Consider the following 24828-nt stretch of genomic DNA (forward strand, 5'->3'; position numbering starts at 1 on the left):
CATGACTCTGTCATTGCCCCAGCAGGGCCGCCTGCGCGCTGCCGTCGAATGCCGCCGGATCACCCGGCGCTTTGCCGGGCAGGCGGTGCTCGATGGCCTGGATCTGGACATCGCTCCCGGGGAGTTCGTGGCCCTCCTGGGCAGCAGCGGTTCGGGCAAGACCACCTTGCTGCGAACCCTGGCCGGGCTGGAACCCATCGACCAGGGCCAGTTGCAGGTGCCTTCGGCCATGGCCGCAGTGTTCCAGGAGCCACGGTTGATGCCCTGGAAGCGCGTGTGGCGCAACGTTGCCCTTGGCGTGCGTGGGGCCGGGGCCCGGGAGCGGGCCGAGGCAGCGCTGGAGGAGGTCGGGCTGGCCCACCGGCTCAATGCCTGGCCAGGCACCTTGTCCGGCGGCGAGGCCCAGCGAGTGGCGTTGGCCCGGGCCCTGGTACGCGAGCCGCACCTGTTGCTGCTGGATGAGCCCTTCGCCGCTCTGGACGCCCTGACCCGGATCCGCATGCACCAACTGATCATCCGCCTGTGGCGGGTGCACACCCCGGCGGTGCTGCTGGTGACCCACGATGTCGACGAGGCGCTGCTGCTGGCCGATCGGGTGCTGGTGCTGGCCAACGGACAAATCGCCGAGCAATTGCCAATCCGCCTGCCGCGTCCGCGTCAGGCCTCCACCCCTGGGTTCCAGGCACTGCGCGCGCGGTTGCTGCAACTGCTGGGTGTGGAAACCGAGGCCGAGCCGGCCGTCGACATCTCCCTTCCCTTGAGCAGGACTGCCAGCCGATGAGCCTTTCCAGCGTGCAACCGTCTCCGTCCGTGTCCCGTCCCGTCCCTGATCCAGACTCCAGCGAGTTCGCCGACCTGCTGCAGCAACTGAGTGAAGAGTTCGCCGCCACCGCAGCGCACTACGACCGTCACAGCGAATTTCCCCACGCCAACCTGCAACGCCTGCACCAGCATGGCCTGCTGGCCCTGACCGTGCCCCGGGCCCTGGGCGGCAGCGAGGCGACCCTGGCCCAGGCGCGACGAGTGATAGGCGCCGTGGCCCGGGGCGAGCCTTCCACCGCGCTGGTGCTGGTGATGCAGTACCTGCAGCACACGCGCCTGCAACAGAACACGGCCTGGCCGCTGCACCTGCGCCAGCGCGTGGCCCGGGAGGCGGTGCAAGAGGGTGCCCTGATCAACGCCCTGCGGGTCGAGCCGGACCTGGGTACCCCGGCCCGGGGCGGTTTGCCGGCGACCCTGGCACGACGGGTCGAGGGCGGCTGGCTGCTCAGCGGGCGCAAGATCTACTCCACCGGCATTCCCGGGCTGACCTGGCTTGCGGTCTGGGCCCGCAGCGACGAGGCCGAGCCGCAAGTGGGTACCTGGCTGGTCCACCGTGACAGCCCCGGGATCAGCGTCGAGGAAACCTGGGACCACCTGGGCATGCGCGCCACCGGCAGCCACGACGTGATCTTCGATGAGGTGTTCGTGCCCGAGGAACAGGCGGTGGATATCCAGCCGGCTCACGTGCCCCGGCCTTCCGAGCTGGACAGCAAGGGCGTGCTCTGGCTGGCGGTGCTGCTCTCTGCCATCTACGACGGCGTGGCCCGGGCCGCCCGCGACTGGCTGCTGGGCTGGCTGGCCCAGCGTGCCCCGGCCAATCTTGGCGCACCGTTGTCGAGCCTGCCGCGCTTTCAGGAACTGATCGGGCGCATCGACGCCTTGCTGCTCAACAACCGGGTGCTGCTCGATGCCGCCGCCGAAGGGCGGATCGCCCCGGGGGAGGCGACCCAGATCAAATACCTGGTGACCAGCAACGCCATCAGCGCCGTGGAGCTGGGCATCGAAGCCATCGGCAACCCCGGGCTGGCCCGGGGCAACCCCATCGAGCGGCATTACCGCGATGTGCTGTGCAGCCGCATTCATACCCCGCAGAACGACGCGATTCTCGGTGCCGTGGGGCGCGCCGCCTTTGCCTTGCCCAGCCGCGGAGCCCAGGCGTGACGCGCATCGCCAGCCAGCTCGACGAGCACTTCAACCAGCAGTTGCGCCAGTGGCTGCCGGGGGTGGAAGTACTGAGCCTGCCCCGGGGCCTGCCGTGTGGCTTGCCCGCCGATATCGAGGTGCTGCTGGCCGCGCCCCACGCCGATTTTCGCAACGCGCCAGTGCCGCCGGCGGGCTGGCCGTTTGGCCTGCGCTTCGTGCAACTGGTGACTTCGGGCCTGGATTATTTTCCTCGCTGGCTGTTCCAGGACCTGCCGGTGGCCAGTGCCCGAGGCAGCACCGCCGAAAGCATTGCCGAGTTTGCCCTGGCGGCGATCTTCGCTGCCGCCAAGCAACTGCCCCAGGTGTGGATCGAGCGCGCCGAGCACTGGCAGCAACGGCCGCTGGCCTCGGTGGCCGGCAGCACCCTGGGGCTGTTCGGCTTTGGCAGCATCGCCCGGGAGCTGGCGCCCAAGGCCCAGGCCCTGGGCATGCAGGTACTGGCCCTGCGGCGTTCGGCGCAGCCGTTCGAGGTGCCCGGGGTGGAGGCGGTGGCCGACCTGCAGGAGCTGTTTGCCCGCGCCGATCACCTGCTGCTGGCGGTGCCGTTGACCGAGCAGACCCGGGGCATCATTGATGCCGATGTACTGGCAGCGGCCAAGCCAGGGTTGCACCTGATCAATATCGCTCGCGGTGCGCTGATCGATCAGCCGGCGCTGTTGCAGGCCCTGGACACCGGGCGCATCGCCCTGGCCAGCCTGGACGTGGCCGACCCCGAGCCGTTGCCCGAGGGGCATCCTTTCTATCGCCACCCGGGTATTCGCCTGTCGCCCCACACCTCGGCCAATTCGCCCCGGGTCTACCTGAATATCGCGCGCCTGCTGGGACGCAATCTCCAGCGCTGGGGCGATGGTTTACCCCTGGAAAACCCGGTGGAGATCCAGCGTGGCTACTAACGCGCGGTTCCAGCCCTGGCCGGCAGCGCTTCGTGTAGCCGCTGCCGCAGGCAGCGCACGGCCCGAAGGGCCGCCGGGGTTCTCAAGACCGCTGAAGGTTCGGCGGGAGATCGCCAAGCAAGGCCCTGCGGGCCTTTTCGACAATTTCAAGGAGAGCGGATATGACCGCACATTTTCGCCCCGCGGTGTATGACTTGCCCCGCGATGGCCATACGGTTTTTCGCTGGGAGCATCCGCCCCAGCAGGCCACCGTCGAGCTGGAGCGCCTGCAGCGCAAGCAGAGCCTGGCCGCGGCGTTCCGGGTGTTCGCCCGGCTGGGGTTCGACATGGGCGGCGCCGGGCATATCACGGTGCGTGACCCGGGGCGCCCGGACCATTTCTGGGTCAACCCGGTGGGGGTGTATTTCGGCCATGTACGGGTCCGCGACCTGTTGCTAGTCAACCCCGAAGGGGCAGTGATCGAAGGCGAGGGCGCGTTGAACCTGGCGGCGTTCGCCATCCATGCGGCGCTGCATGAAGCCCATCCCGAGGTGGTCGCCGCGGCCCATGCCCATTCGCTGTACGGCAAGGCCTGGTCGAGCCTGGGGCGCTTGCTCGATCCGCTGACCCAGGACGCCTGCGCTTTCTATGAAAGGCACGGGCTGTTCGACAACTTTTCCGGGGTGGTGCTGGAGGCCAGCGAGGGCGCGCGGATCGCCGCCGCACTGGCGGGGCGCAAGGCGCTGATCCTGCAGAACCACGGCATGCTCACCGTGGGTGAAACCGTCGAGGCGGCGGTGTGGCGCTTCATCGCCATGGACAACGCCGCCCAGACTCAACTGCTGGCCGAAGCTGCCGGCACCCCGCGGCCCATTCCCCATGAGGTGGCGCGCCACACCGCACGCCAGGTCGGCACCGAGTTTGGCGGCTGGTTCAGTTTCCAGCCTTACCGCGAGCGGATCGTGCGCGAAGAACCGGACTTTCTCGATTAAGGACCATTGCCCATGCAGCGTCGTCATTTTCTCCAACTCTCGGCCCTGGCCGGTCTGGCCGCGGCCTTGCCGCGCCTGGGCCTGGGAGCCTCCGTGGACCTGTCCGGGGTCACCCTGAACGTCGCCACCTACAAGGGGGCGGCGCCGAGCTTCTTTGCCGAGGCGGGCATCGAGCCGCCGCCCTACAAGGTCAAGTACGCTGAGTTCACCGGCGGCAACCTGAGCTTCGAGGCCCTGGTCAGCGGCACCCTGGACATCTCGCCGATGAGCGAGATCCCGCCGATCTTCGGGATCAAGAACCACGCCCCGGTGAAGCTGATCGCGGTGCTCACCGGCGACGTCAACAACCAGGCCTTCATCGTGCCCAAGGGCTCTGCAGTGCAGTCGGTGGCCGAGCTCAAGGGCAAGCGCATCGGTTATATCCGCTCCACCAGTTCCCATTACTTCCTGCTCAAGGCGCTGAAGGAGCAGGGCCTGGGCTTTGCCGATATCGTGCCCATGGCGCTGACTGCGCAGGACGGTTTCGCCGCGTTCCAGAACGGTGCCCTGGATGCCTGGGTCAGCTTCGGCTACTTCATCCAGCTGGCGGAACTGCGGGCCGGGGCCCGGGTATTGAAGACCGGCCAGGGCTACCTGTCCGGCAACTACGTGATCGCCGCCAACCAGCAGAGCATCGCCGACCCGGCCAAGCACGCGGCGATCACCGACTACATCCTGCGCGAGTACCGCTCCTGGCAGTGGATTGCCAGCCACCCCGAGGAATGGGCGACCAGGAGCGCACAGATTCTCGGCATGCCCCGGGAAGTGTTCCTTGCCCAGTACCGGGCCCAGAGCGGCCCGCGCCTGCTGCAACCGGTGGACGACGCAGCGGTGAAATCCCAGCAGGACGTGGCCGACCTGTTCTTCGAGGCCGGCGTACTGCCCCAGCAACTGGATGTATCCGGCCTGTGGGACCGCAGCTTCCACTGGACCTGAGCCTGTAGCCGCCGGCTTGCCGGCGAAAGGGCGAGAACGCCTTCGCTGGCAAGCCAGCTCCTACGGAACACCCGACACCCCATGTAGGAGCCGGCTTGCCGGCGAAGAGGCCCTCAAGCCTTGCGCTGGCCAGGATGACGCTTTCGCTGGCAAGCCAGCTCTTGCGATCCGGGGGGAAATTCTTTCATTGGCCAGGAGGCCGCATGTTTACCCGAACCTTGCTGTGCCTGGCGCTGGCCAGCCCCTGGGCCTTGGCCGACAGCCCCGCCCAAGCCCTGCACCAGCGCTTGATCGTGCTCGACAGCCACCTCGATACCCCCATGCAACTGGCCCGCCCCGGTTGGGACATCACCCAGCGCCATCGCTACCAGGACGACCTGTCCCAGGTCGATCTGCCACGGATGAAAGAGGGCGGCCTGGACGGCGGTTTCTGGGCCATTTTCACCCCCCAGGGGCCGCTCACCGCCGAAGGCCGGACCCTGGCCAGCGAACATGGGCTGGCGGTGCTGGCGCGGATCCGCGACCTGCTGGGTGCCCACCCCGATGATTTCGCCCTGGCCCTGACGGCTGGCGATGTACCGGCCATCGTCGCCCGTGGCCAGCGTGTGGTTTTCATCAGCATGGAAAACGCCCAGCCCCTGGCCGCTGATCCGGCACGCTTGCACACCTATTACCGCCAGGGCCTGCGCATGCTCGGCCTGGTGCACTCGGCCAACAACGATTTCGCCGACTCGGCCACCGCCCTGCCGCAGTGGCGCGGCCTGAGCCCGGCGGGCCGGGAGCTGGTGGCCGAGGCCAATCGCCTGGGGATACTGCTGGATGTCTCCCATGCCTCGGACCAGGTGTTCGACCAGGTCCTGGCGCTGTCGAGGGCGCCGATCATTGCCTCCCATTCCAGCAGCCGTGCAATCACCGCCCATCCACGCAACCTGGATGACCGGCGCCTGCGGCAACTGGCGGCCAGGGGCGGTGTGGTGCAGGTCAACAGCTTTCCCAGCGACCTGATCAACCTTGCGCCCAATCCCGAGCGGGACAAGGCCCTGGGGCCGTTGTACCGCGAGTTCCGCCTGGCGGCGAGCATGAGCCCGGAACAGGTGGCGGACCTGGCCGAACGCATTCGCCAGGTCGAAGCCCGCTACCCGCAGCCCAGGGCCAGCCTGGACGATTACCTGCGCCACCTGCTGCACATCCTGGAAGTGGTCGGCCCGGATCATGTGGGCATCGGCGCCGACTGGGACGGCGGTGGCGGGGTACAGGGGCTCGAAGATGTCGCGCAACTGCCACGGATTACCCAGCGCCTGTTGGCGGCGGGCTACAGCGAAGCGGACCTGGCGAAGATCTGGGGCGGCAACTTGTTGCGCGTTCTCGACGCCGCCCAGGCCGTGGGAGCCGGCTTGCCGGCGAAGGGGCGCTGATGCCGGCGCGAGCCGTGGGGCTTCTTCGCTGGCAAGCCGGTTCCTGGCGGGGCGAGTATGGCCAGGCACGGCCAGGCGCAGGGCTATGCGCGGAGCGCAGAATCTTTTGGCTTGAATATGAAACAAAGTAATATTTGCATATGCTTAAAATGTATTTCTCTTATTAAATAAGCGCCCCTAGGATGGCTTCACATAGACCCAAGTGGCTGCATAAGTCGCCGATCTATAACCGAACGCACTATCCATCCGCAGCAGGGAGCGCTTGCATGCCACTGACCAGAAGACAATTGATCGCCCGTATTGCCGCTGTCGGCGGGGTCCAGGCGGCGAGTGCGGTCATGGGCCTGTTCGGCGCCAGCGCAACGGCCGAAGCGTTCGAGGAAAACTACGCGGCGCTGCCCACGGCGGCGCTGGGCAAGGGGGCCAGCGTGGTGGTGATCGGCGCCGGGATCGGTGGCCTGGTCAGCGCCTACGAGTTGAGCAAGGCCGGGTTCAAGGTGACCTTGCTGGAAGCCCGGGACCGGGTCGGCGGGCGCAACTGGACGGTGCGTGGTGGCGATCGGGTGGAGTACAGCGACGGCAGCACCCAGGTCGCGCAATTCGGGGAGGGGTTCTACCTCAATGCCGGGGCCGGCCGCCTGCCCAGCCACCATCAGTTGATGCTCGGCTACTGCCGCGAGCTGGGGGTGGAGCTGGAGGTGCTGGTCAATACCAGCCGCAACGCCCTGGTGCGTCCGGACCTTGACCAGCCGGCGTTGCAGATCCGCCAGGCGGTCAATGACAGCCGCGGGCATTTTTCCGAGCTGCTGGCCAAGGCCGTCAATCGCCATGCCCTGGATCAGGAGCTGACACCAGCCGATCGCAGCAACCTGCTGAGTTTCCTGAAAACCTGGGGTGATCTTTCCGACAAGCTGGAGTACCTGGGTTCGGCCCGCTCCGGCTACAAGGTCTGGCCCGGCGCCGGCGACCAGCTGGCGCAGAAGAATGATCCGCTGCCGTTGCAGACCCTGCTCAACCCGGCGCTGACCACGGCGTTGATGATCGACGAATACCCGGAGTTCTCGCCCACCATGTTCCAGCCGGTGGGCGGCATGGACCGCATTCCCCAGGCCTTTGCCCGGCGCCTGAAAGGCCAGTTGCGGCTGCACAGCGAGGTGCGTTCCATCAGCAACCAGGCCGACAGCGCCGAAGTGGTCTACCTGGACCGGCGCACCGGCCGCACCCACAACCTCAAGGCCGACTACGTGATCAGCAGCCTGCCCCTGCCGCTGCTGGCCAAGGTGCAGAACAACTTCAGCGCCCCGGTGCGCCAGGCCATCGGCGCGGTGCAGTTCGGCTACGCCAACAAGGTGGCCTGGCAGTCGCGGCGCTTCTGGGAAAGCCAGTACCAGATCTACGGCGGGCTGTCGTTCATCAACCAGGAAGCCTCCGGGCTGTGGTACCCCAGCGGCGGTTTCAACCAGGCCGAAGGGGTGCTGGTGGCGGCCTACAACAACGGCGAAACCGCCCGACGGTTCGGGGAGAAAACCCTGGCCCAGCAGATCGAGATTTCCCGTCAGGCGGTGGAGCTCCTGCACCCCGGGCACAGCCAGGAACTGCGCAATCCGCTGGTGATTGCCTGGAGCAAGATCCCCTACAACTTCGGCCCCTGGATCAGCCATGAAGTGGCCGAGCCGGACTACGGCCTGCTCAACCAGCCCCAGGGCCGGGTCTACCTCACCAGCGACGGCCTGGCCCACAGCGGCGTGGGCATCTGGCAGGAAGCCGCCGCCGGCGCGGCGCGGCGGGTGGTGCGGCAACTTTTCCAACGGGCGCAAGGCTCGTCGCTACAGCAAACGGCCTGAAAAAGCCGAGCACTCACACAACAGCGGTAACCCATGCCGGGTAGCGGACCTCCGAGGCTGGCACACACAACCTTGGGAGCGTCTTTGCATGTCTTTGAAAAACACCGTCGTAGGGCTGGGGCTGTTGTTCGCCGCCAGCAGCAGTTGGGCCGCGGGAATCCAGCGCGTGCCGTCCAGCTACCCCAATTCGCCGATCCTGCAATCGGTGACCCTGCCCGCCAACAGCGAGGTGACCTACCTCTCCGGGCTGCTGCCGGACCCGGTGGACCCCAAGGCGTCCAAGGAGCAGATCCACGTCGAGGGCAACACCGAGGCCCAGGCCCGGGTGGTGCTGCGCAAGGTGGAGACGATCCTCGCCAGCCAGGGCCTGACCCTGGGGGACGTGGTGCAACTGCGCATCTACCTGGTAGGGGACCCGGCCCTGGGCGGCAAGCTGGATTTCGACGGCCTGCAAGTGGCCTTCCGCGAGTTCTTCGGCACCCAGAAGCAGCCGCTCAAGCCCGCCCGGACCACGGTGCAAGTGGCGGGGCTGGTGCTGCCCGGCGCCTTGATCGAAGTCGAAACCGTTGCCGCCCGAGCGCGCTGAGCCGCCTGTCAAAGGATCTGAAGTCATGAGTATTTCCTTGCATAAAATCCTCTTCGGCGCGGCCCCCCTGAGCCTTGGCCTGCTGGGCCTGGCGCTGCCCGCCGAACTGCTGGCGGCCGACGAAACCCTAGGCACGGTGGTGGTCACCGGGGTGCGCGGCAGCCAGCAACGCACGGTGACCGACAGCCCGGCGCCGATCGATGTGATCGACAGCGAGCAGTTGCGCAGCATCGGCCAGAACGGCCTGAAAGAAATGCTCGGGCGCCTGCTGCCGTCGTTCAACGTACCGACCATCAACGGCGGCGGCACGGCGTTCCTGGTGCGCGGGGTGAGCATGCGCGGCCTGGGCGGCGACCAGGTGCTGGTGCTGATCAATGGCAAGCGCCGGCACAACTCGGCGCTGATCAACAACGGCGCACGGGTCGGCAACGCCTCGGTGCCGGTGGACCTGGACCTGATTCCCACCGCCGCCATCGAGCGCATCGAAGTGCTGCGCGACGGCGCGGCGGCGCAGTACGGCTCCGACGCCATCGCCGGGGTGATCAACATCATCCTCAAGCGCAATGCCGAAGGCCTGACCTCCGACACCACCCTGGGCCAGTACTACGACGGCGACGGCACCACCGGCCACGAAGCCTTCAACTGGGGCAACAAACTGGGAGAGAACGGCGGCTTCATCAACCTGTCCTGGGACGCCAAGCTGCAGGAACCCTACGAGCGCTCCAGTGCCGCCAGCGGCCAGCTGTACTTCAAGCAGGCCGACGGCTCGCCGGACCCCCGGGAAAGCAATCGCCAGGGCTGGGGCACCGAGTACGGCCTGGGCCGCGACCGCACCACCAGCCTGGCCTACAACGCCGAGCTGCCTCTGGAGGACGACCTCAAGCTGTACTCGTTCTCGACCCTGAGCTACCGCAACAGCAACAAGGACCTGGGGCACCGCAAGCCCACCGACATCACCAGCCTGGCGGGCATTCCCAATGCGCCTTACCCCAACGGCGGCCAGGCGCGGCGGGAAATCCACGAGACCGATTTCCAGGTCGCCGGTGGTGCCAAGGGCCTGCTCGGTGGCTGGGACTGGGACCTGTCGAGCACCTACGGCAAGGATCGCGGCGTGCTCGACACGGCCAACAACCTGAACATTTCCAATGGCCCCTACAGCCAGCACGACTTCCACCTGGGCAACCTGGTGTTCGACCAGTGGACCAACAACCTGGACTTCTCCCGGGCCCTGGACATCGGCTGGAGCAGCCCGCTGGAAACCTCCTTCGGCGTGGAATACCGCTGGGAGAAATATGCGCTGGAGGAGGGCGAGGCCAACTCCTACAACCAGGGCAGCTATGTCCCTAACACCGGGCCTTTCGCCGGTGTGGTGCCGGACCCGGGGTTGTTCTCGGTCAACGGCACGACCCCGGAAGATGCCTACAGCCTCAAGCGCCACAGTGAGGCGGCCTATATCGACCTGGGCCTGAACATCACCCCCAACTGGTACGTCGGTGCGGCGGCGCGCTACGAGAAGTACAACCTAGGGGTAGGCGACACCACCAGCGGCAAGCTCACCACCCGTTACGAGTTCCTCCCCGGGTACGCGGTGCGGGCTGCGGTGAGCAACGGTTTCCGTGCACCGTCCCTGGCCCAGAGCGTCTTTTCCACCACCAGCACGGTCACCGAATTCGGCGCCGGTGGCACCACCACCTCGGTGCGTACCAAGCAGATGCGCCCCAACTCGCCGGAAGCGGTGGCCCTGGGCGCCAAGGACCTGGAGCCGGAAACCTCGCGCAACTACAGCCTGGGGTTCACCGCCGAGCCCACCGATCGGCTGCGCCTGACGGCCGACTTCTACCTGATCGACATCGACAAGCGCATTCTCCAGACCGGCATCCTCAAGGGCCCGGCGGTGTCGCAGATCCTGGTGGAGAACGGCCTCTCGCCGAACCTCGCCGGGCAGTACTACACCAACGCTGCCGACACCCGGACCAAGGGCGTGGACCTGGTGGCGGACTACCGCCAGTCCTTCGGCGAGTACGGCACGGCGAAATGGAGCGTCGCCTACAACCACAACAAGACCACCATCCGCGACCTGGCGGACACCCCGGCGGCCCTGTCGCGCCTGGGGGCGGGGTATGTGCTGTTCGACCGCCAGCAGCAGATCGACCTGACTAAATCCACGCCCAAGGACAAGTGGATCCTCTCCGGCAACTACAAGGTCGGCGACTGGACCACCAACCTGCAGTTGACCCGCTTTGGCGAGTACACCGAAGGCTCGAACATCCCGAGCAACGATCGCACCTACAGCGCCAAGTGGATCACCGACCTGGACGTGGCCTACGACGTGACCCAGAACCTCACCGTGGCCGTGGGCGCCAACAACCTGTTCGACGTGTACCCGGACAAGATCGGCCTCAAGGCCTGGGCGGGAACCTATGAATACGGAATGTTCTCGCCCTATGGCCTGGGCGGCGGCTACTACTACAGCCGCGTCAGCCTGGCGTTCTGAGCATGACCACGATCACTCTCGCAGGAGCTGGCTTGCCAGCGAAGACGGCGGCATGACCGGCGCAGGGTTCAAGGGCCATTCGCCAGCAAGCTGGCTCCTACACCCGTGGCGTCCTGCCGGTCGTTTACCTGGTAGGAGCTGGCTTGCCAGCGAAGACGGCGGCATGACCGGCGCAGGGTTCAAGGGCCATTCGCCAGCAAGCTGGCTCCTACAGCCGTGGCGTCCTGCCGGTCGTTCACCTGGTAGGAGCTGGCTTGCCAGCGAAGGCGGCGGCATGAAGGGCGCAGGGGGCAGGGGCGGTTCGCCGGCAGGCCGGCTCCTGCAAGGGCTGGTGTTGTGTTTGTGGCTGGGTAGTGCACTGGCGCAGCCGGCGCTACGGGTGTCCAGCCAGAAGCAGTCGCTGAAGATTCTGCTGCAGGCGGCAGGCGAGCTGGAGCAGGTGCCGTACCCCATCGAGTTCGCCTCCTTCGCTGCCGCGGCCCCCACCGCCGAGGCCCTGGCCGCCGGGGCGGTGGATATCGGCAGCCTGGGGGATGCGCCCTTTGTGTTTGCCGCCGCGGCCGGGGCGCCGCTCAAGACCGTGGGGGTGATCAAGCTCAAGGTCACGCCGACCGCGGTGGCGATCGTGGTCAAGGAGGATTCGCCGCTGAAGCAGGCCGCCGACCTCAAGGGCCGGCGCATCACCACCACCCGGGGCTCCATCGGCCATTTCCTGGCCCTGGCCGCCCTGCGGTCGGTGGGCCTGCACGGCGCGGATGCGCAGTTCATCTTTCTCCAGCCGGCCGAATCCCGCAGCCTGCTGAGCAACGGCCAGGCCGATGCCTGGTCGACCTGGGACCCCTATACCAGCATGGTGCAGATGGAGGGCGGCAGCCGGGTGCTGGTCAGTGGCGAAGGGCTGTTCGCCGGGCACATGCTGCTGGTGGCCAACGACCAGGCGATTCGCGACAAGCCGCAGCAGATCGCCGACTTCCTGCAGCGCCTGGATCGTGCCTATGCCTGGGCCAACCAGCACCAGAGCGAGTTTTCAAAGATCCAGGCCGGCTACAGCGGTTTGTCGGTGGAGGTGCATGAGCGTTCCAATCGCTACTCGGTGCCCCGGCGTATCGCCGTAGGCCCGGCCGTGGTGGAGGACGTGCAGCACACCGCCGATCTCTACCGCGAGGAGGGCATTATTCAGAAGACTTTCGATGCCGCAGCTTACATGGATGCTCAATTCAATGAAGTTGAATGAGTGTGTGGCAGTTTTATTAATTGATCTCGGGAGGTTTTAAATAAATAAAGAGCAATAATGTCCTTCGCTTAATTTAACTATCAGCAAATTTCATAATCTTTTCGCAGCACTTTCAAAGTGCCTGTGGTGGCCGCTATTTGCCTGATTTTCGATACATTTTTAAGTTTGGATATTAGAGATAAAGGATATTTCACAAGGCCATCGCAACTGCCTAAGGTGGCCCTGAAACAAATTATTACGTTCTACCGATGTTGTACTTCGTCGCTACTTCCAGGGAATTAAGGGAGCTTGCATGTTCACAGTCACTACGGCCGACAAACTTGAAGCGCGGCATATCCTCGATGTTGTGGAAAAACGCTCTTACGGCGTTCAGCTCAAAGGTTTCTGCCCACCGGATACCTTGCAGGTGGCGCGGGATCATCTGTATCAGCAGGAACTGCGCAGTGCCTTCAGCCAGCAGCAGGAGTTCGTCCGGGTCGGCAAGGCTTATATCGAGATCCAGGATGAGCAGAGCCGGGCCGAATACCACGCCCTGGCCCTGCCCAACATTCGCAAGATCCGCAATCTGTTCCGGCCACTGGCCTCGCCCATCGACGAACTGCGCCTGCTGCTGGACGAAGTCTGGCCGCAGGGCGCGCACCTGTTGCAGGTGGACGGGCAGAAGTGTTTCGTCGGCATTGCCCGCTTCCAGGGTTCTGGGGTCGATCTCACGCCCCACACCGACAAGCTTGAACGCAATGCCCCCGAGGGCCACAGCCCGCAGTTGCTGACCCAGCTGTCCACCAACATCTACCTGGAAATCCCCGAGGACGGCGGAGAGCTGGAGATCTGGGGCATCGAGCCGGACGAGCAGGAGTACAACCGCCTGAAGGGCGAACGGGCCTACGGCATCGAACGCCACCTGCTGCCGCCGCCGGATTTCGTGGTCAAGCCCGAGCCCGGCGACCTGATCCTCCTCAACCCGCGGCTGATCCACGCCGTGCGCCCTTCGGCCAGCAGCACCCGGGTCACCCTCGGGGTCTTTATCGGTTACTACGGCGAACACCAGCCTTTGGCCTACTGGAGCTGAACTCATGAGCAAGGTGCAGGAAATCAACCTCAAGGCCTACTTCAACAAGGGCGGCGAGGAGCACGAATTCGACGGCAAGCGCGTGGTACTGGCGGTCAGCGTCGGCCAGGAATATCACGAGGACCAGAAGCTGCGGTCCACCATTCACTTGATCAACCAGTCCGGCTTCAGCCACGTCAAGGTGGTGGTGGCCGATACCCTGCAACGCCACAACAAGCACGGCAAGTCCCCCGGGGAGGCGCTGTCGGCGGCGATCCGCGATGGCGATGCCTGGCTGGCGCGCAACCAGAGCATCCTCGACGGCCTGCGGGTGCCGTACCACATCACCCGCTGGAACCAGGAACTGGCCAGCGACCGCTATGCCGAGCTGCGCCAGCAACTGAACCAGGTCTACCAGCAGCGCGAGGAACTGCGCGACGCCATCGACAGCACCATCGGCGTATTCACCGAGCGCCTGCGCCTGCGTGACGAACACGCGGACATCGAGCGGGCGGCGGCCCAGTGCCGGGAGTACATCCTGGAAGAGATCCCGATCATCCTGCCGCTGTGGGCCGACGAGGGTTACCACTATGTGCTCTACCCGCAGCAGATGACCACGGCCATGGCCACCAGCCGCGAGTTGCTGATCGAACCCCACAGCCCGGACCGGGTGCGCTGGCTGCCCCTGAAGTTCAAGAAGCGGGGGATCCCGATTCCCTTCACCTTGCCCGGCGCCATTCACCCCAACTGGACCAGCGGCGCCATCGCCATCTGATCCGCCGCGATCAATGTAGGCGCTGGCTTGCCAGCGAAAGCGCCCTTGCCGGCGATGCCGGACTCAAGGGGCTGTTCGCCGGCAAGCGGGCTCCTACAGAGCGTTTTTTTATGACTGACAAGGAGTTTCCATGAGCGTTTTTGCGCAACAGCAACGCAAATGGTGGGCATTGCTCGGTGTGAGCATCGCCAGTTTTCTCGGCTGTGTGGATTTCACCATCGTCAACACCGCGTTACCGGCCCTGCAGGCCGACCTCGGGGCCTCGGTGGACGCCCTGCAATGGGTGATCAACGGCTTCATCCTGGCCCTGTCGAGCTTCATGGTGCTGGTGGGGCGCCTGGCCGACCTGCACGGGCGCAAGCGGGTGCTGTTCATCGGCCTGACGGTGTTCGGCCTGGCTTCCCTGGCGGCCGGGCTGGCGGGGCAGATCGATACCCTGATCGGTGCGCGGGTGGCCCAGGGGCTGGCATGCGCGGTGCTCTATACCGCCTCGGGGGCGATTGTCTCCAGCACCTTCGAGACCGCCGAGCAGGGCCGGGCCTTCGGCGTGCTGTTCGGGGTCAATGGAGTGGGGCTGGCGGTCGGCCCGGTGTTGGGCGGGCTGATAACCAGCGCCTTCGGCTGGCAGTGGATCTTTCTCATCAACGTGCCCTTCGTACTGCTGAGCCTGGGCATTTGCAGCTTCAGCGTGAAGGAGTCGCGTTCGGCCGAGACCGGGGCGCGCCTGGATGGTTGGGGCGCGCTGCTGTTGCTGATCGGCCTGCCGAGCCTGGTGCTGGTGATCGTCCAGGGCGGCAGCTGGGGCTGGGGCTCACCCCTGACCCTGGCCCTGGTGGCGCTGGCGGTGCTGGCCCTGGGCGCATTCCTGGCGGTGGAGCGGCGGGTGGCCGCGCCGATCATCGACCTCAAGCTGTTCGCCAACCGGCGTTTCGTTGCCGGAGTGGCGGCCAGTTTCGGCCTGGCGCTGTTCTACTGTGTGGCGTTTTTCGTCATGCCGCTGTACCTGGCGCAGATCCGCGGCGAAACGGTGCAGGCCAGCGGCCTGCTGTTGCTGCCCACCACCCTGGGGGTGGCGCTGCTGTCACCGCTGGTGGGGCGCCTGGTGGATCGCAAGGGGCCGGCGCTGCTGATCAAGACCGGGCTGCTGCTGTTCGTGCTGTCGGCGTTGTTGCAGGCCGGTTTCGATGGCCAGACTTCGCTGCCTTATCTGCTGGGCGCCTTTGTCGTCATGGGCCTGGGGTGGGCCAGCATTCTCGGGCCGTCCACGGTGCTGGGGATTTCCTCGGTGCCCCAGGAAGTGGGCTCGGTGGCCATGGGCTCGCTGATGACCTTGCACAACGTCGGTGGCGGTGTCGGGCTGGCGGTGGGGGTGGGGCTGTTCCATCACTTTTCCGCCACGCCGCTGGACGATGCCCAGGGCGCCTTTCTCAATGGTTACCGCGCGGTGATGGGCTTTCTGGCGGTGATCACGCTGCTGGTCTGGGCCTCGGTGAGCCTGCTCTTGCGCACGGCCCCGGCGCCGGTGCCGACGGCCGAGGAGGGCACCAGCCGTGGCTGAGCGCGGCGGGCAGATGGGGCTGGGGGCCTTTCTCTCCGGCTCCGGCGCCCATGGTGGCAGTTGGCGCCATCCCCAGGCGGATGCCGACGCCTCGTTGAATTTCCAGCGCTACCGGCACTACGCGCAAACCCTGGAGCGGGGCTGTTTCGACGCCCTGTTTCTCAACGACAACGTGGCGGTGGGGGACCTGGACCCGCGAGTACTGGCCCGCAGTTCCTACAGCCTGCGCTGGGACCCGCTGACCCTGCTGCCGGCCCTGGCGGTGGTGACCCGGCATATCGGCCTGATCGCCACCGCCAGCACCTCCTACAACGAGCCCTACAACCTGGCGCGCAAGTTCGCCTCCCTGGACCACCTGAGTGAGGGCCGGGCTGGCTGGAACCTGGTAACCGGGCTGGTCGGCGGCGAGAACTTCAACCACCCCGAACCCCTGAGCCACGCCGAGCGGTACGCCCGGGCCGAGGAGTTCTTCAGTGTGGCCAGCGGGCTGTGGGACAGCTGGGCCGACGACGCCTTTCCCCGGGACAAGGCCAGCGGCCAGTGGCTGCGCCCGGAGCGCATGCACCTGTTGCAGCACCGGGGGCGGCACTTCCAGGTACAGGGGCCGTTGAATGCACCGCGGCCATTGCAGGGCTGGCCGGTGATCGCCCAGGCCGGGTCGTCCGGGCCGGGCTGTGAGCTGGCGGCGCGCTGCGCCGAGCTGGTGTTCACCGCCCAGACCGACCTGCAGCAGGCCAAGGCTTTCTATCGCGAACTCAAGGAACGGCTTCCCGCTTACGGGCGTCATGCCGGGCAGTTGAAAATCTTCCCCGGCATCGCCCCCACGGTGGGCCGCACCCTCAACGAAGCCGAGGAGAAGTACCAGCAATTGCAGGAACTGCAGGACCCCCAGGCACAACTCAAGGCCCTGTCCTACCTGCTGGACCTGGGTATCGACCTGTCGCATCTGCCCCTGCATGCGCAGGTGCCGTTGCTGGACGACGCCGCCCCCACCGAGCGGCATAAAAGCCGCCGGCACCTGGTGCAGGAACTGATCCGCCGGGAGCGGCCGAGCCTGGCGCAACTGCTGCGCAGCCTGTCGGCCAGCGGGCACAAGGTACTGGTGGGCACGCCGGGGCAGATCGTCGATGAGCTGGCTACCTGGTACCAGGAATACGCCGCCGACGGCTTCAATGTGCTGTTCACCCATCTGCCGGGGGCCATCGACGATTTCGTGCAACTGATCACCCCCGAGCTGCAGCGCCGGGGTCTGTTTCGCCAGCGCTACACCGGCCACAGCCTGCGTGAACACCTGGGGCTGGCGCGGGTGGAAAACCGTTTCTTCAGCCACCGGGGCAATGGCTGAATGGCTGAAAGAGTCTTTACTCTCAAGGCGCAACGCCCATCGATCAACCCAGGAGCTACAGCATGTCCGGATGGTATGAGTTGAAGAAAAGCAGCAACGGCCAGTTTCGCTTCGTGCTCAAGGCGGCCAATGCCGAGGTCATTCTCAGCAGCGAGCAGTACACCACCCGCGCCGCAGCCGAGAACGGCATCGCCTCGGTGCAGGCCAACAGTCCCCTGGAAGAGCGCTACGAGCGCAAGAGCGCCAAGGATGGCAAACCCTATTTCAACCTCAAGGCGGCCAACCACCAGATCATCGGCAACAGTGAAACCTATTCCTCGGAAGCGGCCCGGGAAAAGGGCATCGCCAGCGTCAAGGCCAACGGCCCCAGCCACAACATCAAGGACCTGACGTCCGTTTAGGCCCGGCTCCACACACCCTCGACAGCACCAGGCCCGAACCCATGCAGCGTTCGGGCTTTGTGCTGCCAGCGGGTTTTCACGAGCACCTGGCATTTGCCTGGAGGCCGGGCGAGGGCAGCGTATTGTGATCTGGCAGGCCGCCAGCCGATTGGCGACGGAGTTATGGCGCAATGCCATCATTTGCCTTATCCTCCGCGCCCGTCACCGGGCGCTCGGCAGGCCTGGCACTCTGGTTGACGTTATCAATCATTGTCCAAGGGATCTGCGACCTCATGATTCGCCCTCTCGTATTACTCGCCGCGCTGCTGGCGTTGAGCGGTTGCTACAGCCTGTCTTCCACGAAAGTTGCCGAGAGCATGCGCCCCGACTCGCAGTCGGGGGTGGCCTATGTGGTGGGGGTGGTCGGCATCTGGCCGAAGGCGGTGCACACCGCCAACGAACAAATGCTGCTGATTCGCCCGCGCGGCGGTGACGGGTTCGCCTCGGCGCGCTTGTACAACCAGATCTACGGCCGCACGCCACGGGATGTGCGCGAGACCTGGCACGGCATCGGCAGCCTGTTCGTGATGCCGCTCAAACCCGGGCGCTACGAGATCTACAACCTGCACTTCGACCGCGGCAATGCCACCGCCTGGAGCCGCGAAGATTTCTCCATCCCCTTGGAACTGGAAGCCGGCAAGGCTTATTACCTGGGTGATTTTCGCGCCGGCTGCCTGTCGGCGTCGGGGGCCAAGTGCGTGTTTCTGCACAGCGACCACCTGGAGCGCGACGCCGCCCTGGTGCGCGCCAAATACCCGCAGGTGCCGAACCTGCAACGGGTCGATCTGGAGAAGATGGAGGAGGTCACGTCGTTGATCGTCAGGGAGCAGGGGCCCAAGTCGTCGATGCTCAAGGCCATGCTGTCGGGGGATCTGTAATGCGTAATCAATTGTGGTTTTTGATGGTGCTGATGCTGGGGCTTGGCGGTTGCCAGACCAGCCACAGTCTCAAGCGGGCCGAGGTGGATTATCAGCAGCGGCTACCGGCGATCAGCGTCAGTGTGATGGGGGCCATCCCTGCCGGCCTGATCCGTGACGAACTGCGTCGTCGCGGCACCTTCGAGCAGGTGCAGCCGGGGTTCAGTGCCGATGGCTACAACGTGATCGTGATGGCCAACAGTGATTACTTTGGCTGGCAGAACATTCCCATGGGGCTGCTCAGTGCCATGACCTTGTTTATCGTGCCGGGCCGGACCACTTGGGACAGCCAGGTGATGTTCCATGTCAGCCGCGGTGACCAGGAGGTGGCCAAGTATCGGGTCAGCAACCAGACCCGCTCCTGGCGTGGTTGGGCCAACACTGATGGCGGCCAATACCAGCATGTGCGGCGCATCACCGACGACTTCATTGCGCAGATGCTGCAGGACCCGCAGTTCAAGGCCCAGGCCCCGGTGGCGCTGGACAGTCACTGAGCCACGCTTGGACGCGGCCCATGCCAAAGCCCGGACGGTGTCAGCTGTCCGGGCTTTTTTTTCAGGAAATCAACCCAGGCTCTGCAGCAGCGTCTGCAACTGTTGGCGACCGCCCTCGTTCAGCGCGAATACCGGCTTGCGCGGCTCGCCGGTGGGCAGCCCGGCGAGTTCCAGCCCGGCCTTGACCGTGGCCGGCAAACCGCCCTTGAGGATGAAGTCCAGCAGCGGCAACTGGCGGTAGAACAGCGCCCGGGCGCGGGCCAGGTCGTTGCTCAGCACGGCCTGATAGAGGTCGAGATTGAGCTGCGGGATCAGGTTCGCCGCCGCTGTGCACCAGCCACTGGCACCGGCAGCGAAAGCTTCCAGGGCCAGCGGGTTGCAGCCGTTGTAGAACGGTACCTGGCCTTCGCCCAGCAGTTGCAGCTTGTGCATGCGCTGGATGTCGCCGGTGCTTTCCTTGACCAGGGTGACGTTTTCCACGGCGTGGAAGATCTTCAGGATCAGTTCCACCGACATGTCGGTGCCGCTGGTGGCCGGGTTGTTGTAGAGCATGATCGGCACGCCGATGCTGGCGCCGATGGCCTGGTAGTGAACGAGGATCTCGGCTTCGCTGAGCTTCCAGTAGGAGGCGGGCAGCACCATCACCACGTCGGCGCCCTTGGCTTCGGCAAAACGCGCGCGGCGGATGGCCTTGGCGGTGGTCAGGTCGGAGACGCTGACGATGGTCGGCACGCGCTTGGCCACGTGGCGGATGCTGAACTCGCTGACCTGGTCCCATTCGGCGTCGCTCAGGTAGGCGCCTTCGCCGGTGCTGCCCAGGGGGGCGATGGCGTGGACGCCCGCGTCGATCATGCGGTCGATGGAACGCCCGAGGGCGTCCAGGTCCAGGCCTTCGCCGTTGGGGCCGAAGGGGGTGACGGTGTAGCCGATGATGCCGTGGATCTGGGTAGTAGGCATGGTGCAACTCCTGCAAGGCATAAGGGGTGGATCAGTTCAGGCAGTCGGCGTGTTTTTTCAGGTTTTGCCGAGCGTAGTAGTTGAAGGCGGCGCTGTGGCGCTTGGGCTTGGAAATCCAGTCGTGGGCTTCGCGGCCCAGCTCCGGGAGGATCGGCTTGATGGTGCCGGCGGCCATGGCCAGCAGTTGCAGCTTGGCCGCACGCTCGATCAGTTGAGCGATCACGCAGGCTTCCTCGATGCTCGCGCCGGTGGACAGCTGGCCGTGGTGGGAAAGCAGGATCGCGCGCTTGTCGCCCAGGGCGGCGGAGATGATTTCGCCTTCTTCGTTGCCCACCGGCACCCCTGGCCAGGCTTCGAGAAAGGCGCAGTCCTCGTACAGTGGGCAGAGGTCCATGTGCGACACCGCAAGCGGCACTTCGATCATCGACAGCGCGGCGACGTGGGTCGGGTGGGTGTGGATGATGCAGTTCACGTCCGGCCGGGCGCGGTACACCCAGCTGTGGAAGCGGTTGGCCGGGTTGGGCATGCCGTGGCCTTCGAGGACCTCCAGGTCTTCGTTGACCAGCAGCAGGTTGCTGGCGCTGATTTCATCGAAGCCCAGGCCCAGTTGCTGGGTGTAGTAGGTGCCGGGTTGCGGGCCGCGGGCGGTGATCTGCCCGGCGAGGCCCGAGTCGTGGCCGTTCTCGAACAGAATGCGGCAGGTCAGGGCCAGCTTTTGTCGGTCGGTCCACGTATTATCCGCCAGGGTATTTTGCATCTGGGTCAGGGCTTGCTTGACCAGTTGGTCTTTGGGCAATGCTAATGTCTTGGCCATGTCGAAGGTCCTTTGAGAAGTGCAATGGACGTCGGATCTGCGCTTCACCTGCTGCTTGCGACGGCGCTTGGTGAATCGCGATGACACTTAAGAGGCTATATGACACTTTGTGTCATTGGCAAGCGCCAATCGTTGTTTTCTAGATGGATTAACCGCTCTACATGTCTATCCGTTTGAAATTACTGAGAAAAAAACTGGGCGTGACCCTGGAAGCCCTGGCCGAGAAATCCGGGATGACCAAGAGCTATCTGTCGAAAGTCGAGCGCGGGCTGAACACGCCGTCGATCGCTGCCGCGTTGAAGCTGGCCAAGGCGCTGAACGTCAAGGTCGAGGAACTGTTCGCCGAGGACAGCATCAGCCTCGACAGCTACAGCCTGGTGCGCAGCGACCAGCGCCAGTCATTGGCAGCCAACGGGCAGACGCCGGGATATGCGGTGCTGGCCCATCAGGTCAGCGAGCGCAACCTGCTGCCGTTCATCATCTACCCGGCCCGGGAATTCAGTGACAAGACCTTCAAGGAACACCTGGGGGAGGAGTTCCTGTTCGTCCACGAAGGCCAGGTGGAAGTGGATTTCATGAACGAGCGGGTGATTCTCAACCGTGGCGATGCACTGCACTTCAATGCGCAGAAACCCCACCGCATCCGTTCCGTGGGGGACGAGCAGGCGCAGTTGCTGGTGGTGGTGCACAGCAGCGAGGACTGAAGGCGTTCAGCGCCGCCAGGCGCCGGCTGGTTGGCGAATGAGCACCAAGACATGCATCGCCCTGGCGGACGTCTTCGCTGGCAAGCCAGCTCCTACAGGGCGGGAGTGCTCAGCGCTCCACGGGCACCGACAGGGCCGGGTTGCCCAGGGCGTGGGTCTTGGAGTCGAAGAAACGCAGACTCAGGTCCAGGCCTTCGAACAGCTTGGCGTAGTGGCGTTTCTGGTGCTGGATGAACGCCGCGCTGCGCGGGTAGATGGAGATCGCCAGGGTCTGGGTCGCCGACTGGCGGATCGCCTGGACCAGGTGGCTGTCCTGGGGCCCCAGGTTGTGGCCGAAGATGCACAGCGCGCCGCTGTGATCCAGCAACTGCTGGTAGCAGAACGACAGGTAATCCGAGCTGCGGATGGTCTTGAGCTTGTCCGCCAGCGGCCCCTCGCTGACGAACAGCGGCACGTCGTCCAGGGTCTTGAGGGTGTTGTTGATGGCGAAGCTGCCCAGCAGGGTGCCTTCGGTGGAGGTCAGCTTGCGCGCGCTGCCGTCCAGGTTGCGCACCAGGTGCAGGCCGCCATGCAGGTAGAGAATGCGGGTCGGGGCGCTAGGGGCGCTGCCCAGTTCGAAGGCCGGATCGGCACCGTGGAACAGGTCGTCGATGCCTTGGCTGTCCTGTTGCACGGCCCAGTAGTTGAGCAGGTCATAGTTGCTGGTGAACACCGTGGGATAGCGCCGCAGTTCCTGGTTGATCGCCGCCAGGCTCTGCTCCTGGACCAGGCGCCAGGGAATGTGCACCGCGTGCACGGTGTTGATCAGCGCTTCCTTGATGGCGTAGTAGCGATTGCGCGGCGCCGCCGAGCTGACTGCCAGGGCCTTGTTGACTCGGCTGGTGGTTTTCAGGGCGCCCAGTACCTGCTCGAAACTGCGGGTCTGCAGGGCCTCGAATACGCTGAGCTCGGACTGGCTGAGGGGTTTTTCTTCCACTGTGCGAGCGTTTTCGAACAGTGAGTCGTAGGCAAAGTCTTCCCACACGGCACGGCTGGCGCCGTTGCCGATCAGCAGGCCACTGAACGGTGTGCTGGCACCCAGGGCGTTCCAGTCTTCAAGTTCGGCATCAAATTCCTGGAAATCCATCATCGCGGTCATCGGTCTCAAGGCTGGAGGTATTTCGGCTGGCGACTTTATCACGACCGACCCTTGAGCCAGATCAACAACGCCGGTGACCGATCGGTCGATCCTGTTTGGCAAACATTGCATCGACACCGTGAAATCGGCATTCGCCGGGAGACCTTCTGATGAGCAGCACCTTTTTCATTCCAGCCGTGAACATCATGGGCATCGGCTGTCTCGACGAGGCCATGAGCGCCATCCGCAACTATGGATTTCGCAAGGCGCTGATCGTCACTGACACGGGCCTGGCCAAGGCTGGCGTGGCCAGCATGGTGGCCGAGAAGCTGGCCATGCAGGACATCGATTCGGTGATCTTCGACGGTGCCAAGCCCAACCCCAGCATTGCCAACGTCGAGCAGGGCCTGGCGCAATTGCAGCAGGCACAGTGCGATTTCGTCATCTCCCTGGGCGGCGGATCGCCCCATGACTGCGCCAAGGGCATTGCCCTGTGTGCCACCAATGGCGGGCAGATCCGCGATTACGAAGGCGTCGACCAGTCGGCCAAGCCGCAACTGCCCTTGATCGCCATCAACACCACCGCCGGCACTGCCAGCGAAATGACCCGTTTCTGCATCATCACCGACGAATCGCGCCACGTGAAAATGGCCATCGTCGACCGCAACGTCACGCCGTTGCTGTCGGTGAACGATCCGGCACTGATGGTGGCGATGCCCAAGGGCCTGACCGCCGCCACCGGCATGGATGCCCTGACCCACGCGGTGGAAGCCTATGTGTCCACCGCCGCCAACCCCATCACCGACGCCTGCGCCCTGAAGGCCGTGGAAATGATCAGCGCCAACCTGCGCCAGGCGGTGCACGACGGCAACGATCTGCTGGCACGGGAGAACATGGCCTATGCGCAGTTCCTCGCCGGCATGGCATTCAACAATGCGTCCCTGGGTTTCGTGCACGCCATGGCCCACCAGCTGGGCGGCTTCTACGACCTGCCCCATGGCGTGTGCAACGCGGTGCTGTTGCCCCATGTGCAGAGCTTCAACGCCACGGTATGCGCCCAGCGCCTGACCGATGTGGCCCACGCGCTGGGAGCGGACATTCGCGGTTTCAGCCCGGAAGAGGGCGCCCAGGCGGCCATCGCGGCGATCCGCACCCTGGCCCGTGATGTGGAGATTCCCGCCGGTTTGCGCGAGTTGGGCGCCAAGTTGCAGGACATTCCGCTATTGGCGGCCAATGCCCTCAAGGATGCCTGCGGCCTGACCAACCCGCGTCCGGCGGATCAGCGGCAGATCGAGGAGATTTTCCGCAACGCGTTCTGAGGGACGGGACCCTTCGCTGGCAAGCCAGCGAAGGGTTCATCCGCACGCCCGGCACCACAGACTCCCGAGCAACTGCTCCCGGCGTTGAAAGCGCCCGCGCCGCGGAGGATAGTGCGACCTGAAATGGCGCTCTATCCGCCTGTCACAAGGAGTCGTGAATGATCCGTTGCTCTTCCCTGGCCCCGCTTCTGGGCAGCCTGGCCCTGCTGGCCGGTGCCACATCCGCCGCCGCCCAGTGCCTGCCGCCGCCACGCAATGCCGAAGTCCCGGGCTTTTCCCTGTGCAAGGACTGGCCGGCCTTTGCCGACCAGAGCATCAGCCTGCTGTCCGAGCAGGTTCCGGACCCCAGCGACACCGGCACCGATGACGGCACCTACAACCTGCAACTGGCAGTGCTGGACCGCAGCAGCGGACAGGCCCTGGCCAGCTATGAGCAGCCTGCCGCCTTTGTCTCCGACGCCTTTCGCCTGGAGAGCGTGAAGCTCGATACCGGGCGCTTCCAACTGACGCCTCAGGTTCGAGCGTTCGGGGTCCGGGCCGCGTTCGAGGGTTCCTCCCGGGTCAACCCGTTCAATCAGACCTGGCTCAGCCTCTACGTGCGCGAGGGCAGTACCCTGCGCCCGGTGCTGGAGAAGTTCGTGGCCCATTCCTACAACGGCGAATGGGATGGCCAGTGCGCCGGCGAGGGCACTAAAACCACGCGCACCCTGGATATCGCCAAGACCCGCAGCCACGGTTACGCCGACCTGATCGTGCGTTCGGTCAGCGTCAGTACCCAGAGCAAAAAAGTCGGGGAAGAATGCCAGTCCACCTCCGTGGCCGCCAAACCGGTGGTCAGCACCCTGCACTACGATGGCCAACGCTACGTCCTGCCCAATGGCTTCAGTGGCATCTGATACCGGC

Annotated in this window: 23 protein-coding genes; 20 read left to right on the forward strand and 3 right to left on the reverse strand. The window is 65.2% G+C overall.

Annotation, left to right across the window (positions count from 1 at the left end; all coding sequences use genetic code 11):
• Position 1 precedes the first annotated feature (1 nt).
• The 17 genes from BM382_RS15330 to BM382_RS15410 all read left to right on the forward strand — a co-directional run bounded on the left by BM382_RS15330 (position 2) and on the right by BM382_RS15410 (position 19014).
• Positions 2-781 (forward strand): ABC transporter ATP-binding protein, encoded by a 780-nt coding sequence (locus tag BM382_RS15330; protein ID WP_011059720.1) that lies wholly within the window; start codon positions 2-4, stop codon positions 779-781.
• Positions 778-1983: an acyl-CoA dehydrogenase family protein gene (locus BM382_RS15335; protein ID WP_015634467.1), complete on the forward strand. Its 1206-nt coding sequence runs from the start codon at positions 778-780 to the stop codon at positions 1981-1983. Before BM382_RS15330 ends, BM382_RS15335 begins: the two co-directional genes overlap by 4 nt.
• On the forward strand, positions 1980-2918 hold the full coding sequence (locus BM382_RS15340) for a D-isomer specific 2-hydroxyacid dehydrogenase family protein (protein WP_011059722.1): 939 nt from the start codon (positions 1980-1982) through the stop codon (positions 2916-2918). The genes BM382_RS15335 and BM382_RS15340 overlap by 4 nt, the downstream gene beginning before the upstream one ends.
• A gap of 161 nt (positions 2919-3079) precedes the next feature.
• On the forward strand, positions 3080-3889 hold the full coding sequence (locus tag BM382_RS15345) for a class II aldolase/adducin family protein (protein WP_072443226.1): 810 nt from the start codon (positions 3080-3082) through the stop codon (positions 3887-3889).
• A 12-nt stretch (positions 3890-3901) separates the two neighbouring features.
• Positions 3902-4864, forward strand: a complete 963-nt coding sequence (locus BM382_RS15350; RefSeq protein WP_011059724.1) for an ABC transporter substrate-binding protein — start codon at positions 3902-3904, stop codon at positions 4862-4864.
• Between the two features lie 203 nt (positions 4865-5067).
• Positions 5068-6279: a dipeptidase gene (locus tag BM382_RS15355; RefSeq protein ID WP_019094807.1), complete on the forward strand. Its 1212-nt coding sequence runs from the start codon at positions 5068-5070 to the stop codon at positions 6277-6279.
• A gap of 266 nt (positions 6280-6545) precedes the next feature.
• On the forward strand, positions 6546-8123 hold the full coding sequence (locus tag BM382_RS15360; protein ID WP_015634470.1) for a flavin monoamine oxidase family protein: 1578 nt from the start codon (positions 6546-6548) through the stop codon (positions 8121-8123).
• An 88-nt stretch (positions 8124-8211) separates the two neighbouring features.
• Entirely contained in the window at positions 8212-8709 is a 498-nt protein-coding gene (locus tag BM382_RS15365; protein ID WP_072443228.1) for a RidA family protein, read from the forward strand.
• A gap of 25 nt (positions 8710-8734) precedes the next feature.
• The gene (locus BM382_RS15370; protein ID WP_015634472.1) at positions 8735-11203 is read left to right on the forward strand and encodes a TonB-dependent receptor plug domain-containing protein; all 2469 of its coding nucleotides are present in this window, start codon (positions 8735-8737) and stop codon (positions 11201-11203) included.
• 274 nt (positions 11204-11477) lie between these two features.
• Positions 11478-12437 (forward strand): aliphatic sulfonate ABC transporter substrate-binding protein, encoded by a 960-nt coding sequence (locus BM382_RS15375; protein WP_239690413.1) that lies wholly within the window; start codon positions 11478-11480, stop codon positions 12435-12437.
• Between the two features lie 292 nt (positions 12438-12729).
• On the forward strand, positions 12730-13506 hold the full coding sequence (locus tag BM382_RS15380; protein ID WP_011059730.1) for a 2OG-Fe(II) oxygenase: 777 nt from the start codon (positions 12730-12732) through the stop codon (positions 13504-13506).
• Positions 13507-13510: 4 nt separating this feature from the next.
• Positions 13511-14260, forward strand: coding sequence for a tRNA-dependent cyclodipeptide synthase (locus tag BM382_RS15385; protein WP_011059731.1), 750 nt, complete (start codon positions 13511-13513; stop codon positions 14258-14260).
• A 130-nt stretch (positions 14261-14390) separates the two neighbouring features.
• Complete coding sequence (locus tag BM382_RS15390) at positions 14391-15818, forward strand: MFS transporter (RefSeq protein ID WP_072443231.1); 1428 nt, start codon at positions 14391-14393, stop codon at positions 15816-15818.
• Between the two features lie 13 nt (positions 15819-15831).
• Entirely contained in the window at positions 15832-17163 is a 1332-nt protein-coding gene (locus tag BM382_RS15395; RefSeq protein ID WP_019094811.1) for an LLM class flavin-dependent oxidoreductase, read from the forward strand.
• A gap of 62 nt (positions 17164-17225) precedes the next feature.
• Positions 17226-17564: a YegP family protein gene (locus tag BM382_RS15400; RefSeq protein ID WP_011059734.1), complete on the forward strand. Its 339-nt coding sequence runs from the start codon at positions 17226-17228 to the stop codon at positions 17562-17564.
• A gap of 272 nt (positions 17565-17836) precedes the next feature.
• A complete protein-coding gene (locus tag BM382_RS15405) occupies positions 17837-18481 on the forward strand; it encodes a hypothetical protein (RefSeq protein WP_011059735.1) in 645 nt (214 codons plus the stop codon).
• The gene (locus BM382_RS15410; protein ID WP_072443233.1) at positions 18481-19014 is read left to right on the forward strand and encodes a hypothetical protein; all 534 of its coding nucleotides are present in this window, start codon (positions 18481-18483) and stop codon (positions 19012-19014) included. Before BM382_RS15405 ends, BM382_RS15410 begins: the two co-directional genes overlap by 1 nt.
• A gap of 69 nt (positions 19015-19083) precedes the next feature.
• On the opposite strand, the gene BM382_RS15415 is transcribed toward BM382_RS15410, so the two are convergent.
• Both BM382_RS15415 and BM382_RS15420 read right to left on the reverse strand, forming a co-directional pair.
• Positions 19084-19971: a dihydrodipicolinate synthase family protein gene (locus BM382_RS15415; RefSeq protein WP_072443235.1), complete on the reverse strand. Its 888-nt coding sequence runs from the start codon at positions 19969-19971 to the stop codon at positions 19084-19086.
• 31 nt (positions 19972-20002) lie between these two features.
• The gene (locus BM382_RS15420) at positions 20003-20785 is read right to left on the reverse strand and encodes an aldolase (protein WP_011059738.1); all 783 of its coding nucleotides are present in this window, start codon (positions 20783-20785) and stop codon (positions 20003-20005) included.
• Positions 20786-20946: 161 nt separating this feature from the next.
• Between BM382_RS15420 and BM382_RS15425 the strand changes: the two genes are divergently transcribed.
• Positions 20947-21489 carry a helix-turn-helix domain-containing protein gene (locus BM382_RS15425; RefSeq protein ID WP_011059739.1) on the forward strand — a complete coding sequence of 181 codons (543 nt, stop codon included), beginning with the start codon at positions 20947-20949 and terminating at the stop codon, positions 21487-21489.
• Positions 21490-21598: 109 nt separating this feature from the next.
• On the opposite strand, the gene BM382_RS15430 is transcribed toward BM382_RS15425, so the two are convergent.
• Entirely contained in the window at positions 21599-22618 is a 1020-nt protein-coding gene (locus tag BM382_RS15430) for a DUF4917 family protein (RefSeq protein ID WP_041752724.1), read from the reverse strand.
• A 158-nt stretch (positions 22619-22776) separates the two neighbouring features.
• On the opposite strand from BM382_RS15430, the gene yiaY reads away from it, so the two are divergent.
• Both yiaY and BM382_RS15440 read left to right on the forward strand, forming a co-directional pair.
• A complete protein-coding gene (gene yiaY, locus BM382_RS15435; protein WP_011059741.1) occupies positions 22777-23925 on the forward strand; it encodes an L-threonine dehydrogenase in 1149 nt (382 codons plus the stop codon).
• A 158-nt stretch (positions 23926-24083) separates the two neighbouring features.
• A complete protein-coding gene (locus BM382_RS15440; protein WP_053149500.1) occupies positions 24084-24821 on the forward strand; it encodes a PA3715 family protein in 738 nt (245 codons plus the stop codon).
• Positions 24822-24828 lie beyond the last annotated feature (7 nt).

Origin of the sequence: Pseudomonas sp. NFPP25 (genome assembly GCF_900116505.1) — a bacterium.
GTDB classification, from domain to species: Bacteria; Pseudomonadota; Gammaproteobacteria; order Pseudomonadales; family Pseudomonadaceae; genus Aquipseudomonas; species Aquipseudomonas protegens.

Excerpts from the sequence above, each read along its gene's own strand:
- BM382_RS15330 (WP_011059720.1), top strand. The coding sequence starts at position 2 with ATGACTCTGTCATTGCCCCAGCAGGGCCGCCTGCGCGCTGCCGTCGAA.
- BM382_RS15335 (WP_015634467.1), top strand. The coding sequence starts at position 778 with ATGAGCCTTTCCAGCGTGCAACCGTCTCCGTCCGTGTCCCGTCCCGTC.
- BM382_RS15345 (WP_072443226.1), top strand. The coding sequence starts at position 3,080 with ATGACCGCACATTTTCGCCCCGCGGTGTATGACTTGCCCCGCGATGGC.
- BM382_RS15350 (WP_011059724.1), top strand. The coding sequence starts at position 3,902 with ATGCAGCGTCGTCATTTTCTCCAACTCTCGGCCCTGGCCGGTCTGGCC.
- BM382_RS15355 (WP_019094807.1), top strand. The coding sequence starts at position 5,068 with ATGTTTACCCGAACCTTGCTGTGCCTGGCGCTGGCCAGCCCCTGGGCC.
- BM382_RS15360 (WP_015634470.1), top strand. The coding sequence starts at position 6,546 with ATGCCACTGACCAGAAGACAATTGATCGCCCGTATTGCCGCTGTCGGC.
- BM382_RS15365 (WP_072443228.1), top strand. The coding sequence starts at position 8,212 with ATGTCTTTGAAAAACACCGTCGTAGGGCTGGGGCTGTTGTTCGCCGCC.
- BM382_RS15370 (WP_015634472.1), top strand. The coding sequence starts at position 8,735 with ATGAGTATTTCCTTGCATAAAATCCTCTTCGGCGCGGCCCCCCTGAGC.
- BM382_RS15375 (WP_239690413.1), top strand. The coding sequence starts at position 11,478 with ATGAAGGGCGCAGGGGGCAGGGGCGGTTCGCCGGCAGGCCGGCTCCTG.
- BM382_RS15380 (WP_011059730.1), top strand. The coding sequence starts at position 12,730 with ATGTTCACAGTCACTACGGCCGACAAACTTGAAGCGCGGCATATCCTC.
- BM382_RS15385 (WP_011059731.1), top strand. The coding sequence starts at position 13,511 with ATGAGCAAGGTGCAGGAAATCAACCTCAAGGCCTACTTCAACAAGGGC.
- BM382_RS15390 (WP_072443231.1), top strand. The coding sequence starts at position 14,391 with ATGAGCGTTTTTGCGCAACAGCAACGCAAATGGTGGGCATTGCTCGGT.
- BM382_RS15395 (WP_019094811.1), top strand. The coding sequence starts at position 15,832 with ATGGGGCTGGGGGCCTTTCTCTCCGGCTCCGGCGCCCATGGTGGCAGT.
- BM382_RS15400 (WP_011059734.1), top strand. The coding sequence starts at position 17,226 with ATGTCCGGATGGTATGAGTTGAAGAAAAGCAGCAACGGCCAGTTTCGC.
- BM382_RS15405 (WP_011059735.1), top strand. The coding sequence starts at position 17,837 with ATGATTCGCCCTCTCGTATTACTCGCCGCGCTGCTGGCGTTGAGCGGT.
- BM382_RS15410 (WP_072443233.1), top strand. The coding sequence starts at position 18,481 with ATGCGTAATCAATTGTGGTTTTTGATGGTGCTGATGCTGGGGCTTGGC.
- BM382_RS15415 (WP_072443235.1), bottom strand. The coding sequence starts at position 19,971 with ATGCCTACTACCCAGATCCACGGCATCATCGGCTACACCGTCACCCCC.
- BM382_RS15420 (WP_011059738.1), bottom strand. The coding sequence starts at position 20,785 with ATGGCCAAGACATTAGCATTGCCCAAAGACCAACTGGTCAAGCAAGCC.
- BM382_RS15425 (WP_011059739.1), top strand. The coding sequence starts at position 20,947 with ATGTCTATCCGTTTGAAATTACTGAGAAAAAAACTGGGCGTGACCCTG.
- BM382_RS15430 (WP_041752724.1), bottom strand. The coding sequence starts at position 22,618 with ATGATGGATTTCCAGGAATTTGATGCCGAACTTGAAGACTGGAACGCC.
- yiaY (WP_011059741.1), top strand. The coding sequence starts at position 22,777 with ATGAGCAGCACCTTTTTCATTCCAGCCGTGAACATCATGGGCATCGGC.
- BM382_RS15440 (WP_053149500.1), top strand. The coding sequence starts at position 24,084 with ATGATCCGTTGCTCTTCCCTGGCCCCGCTTCTGGGCAGCCTGGCCCTG.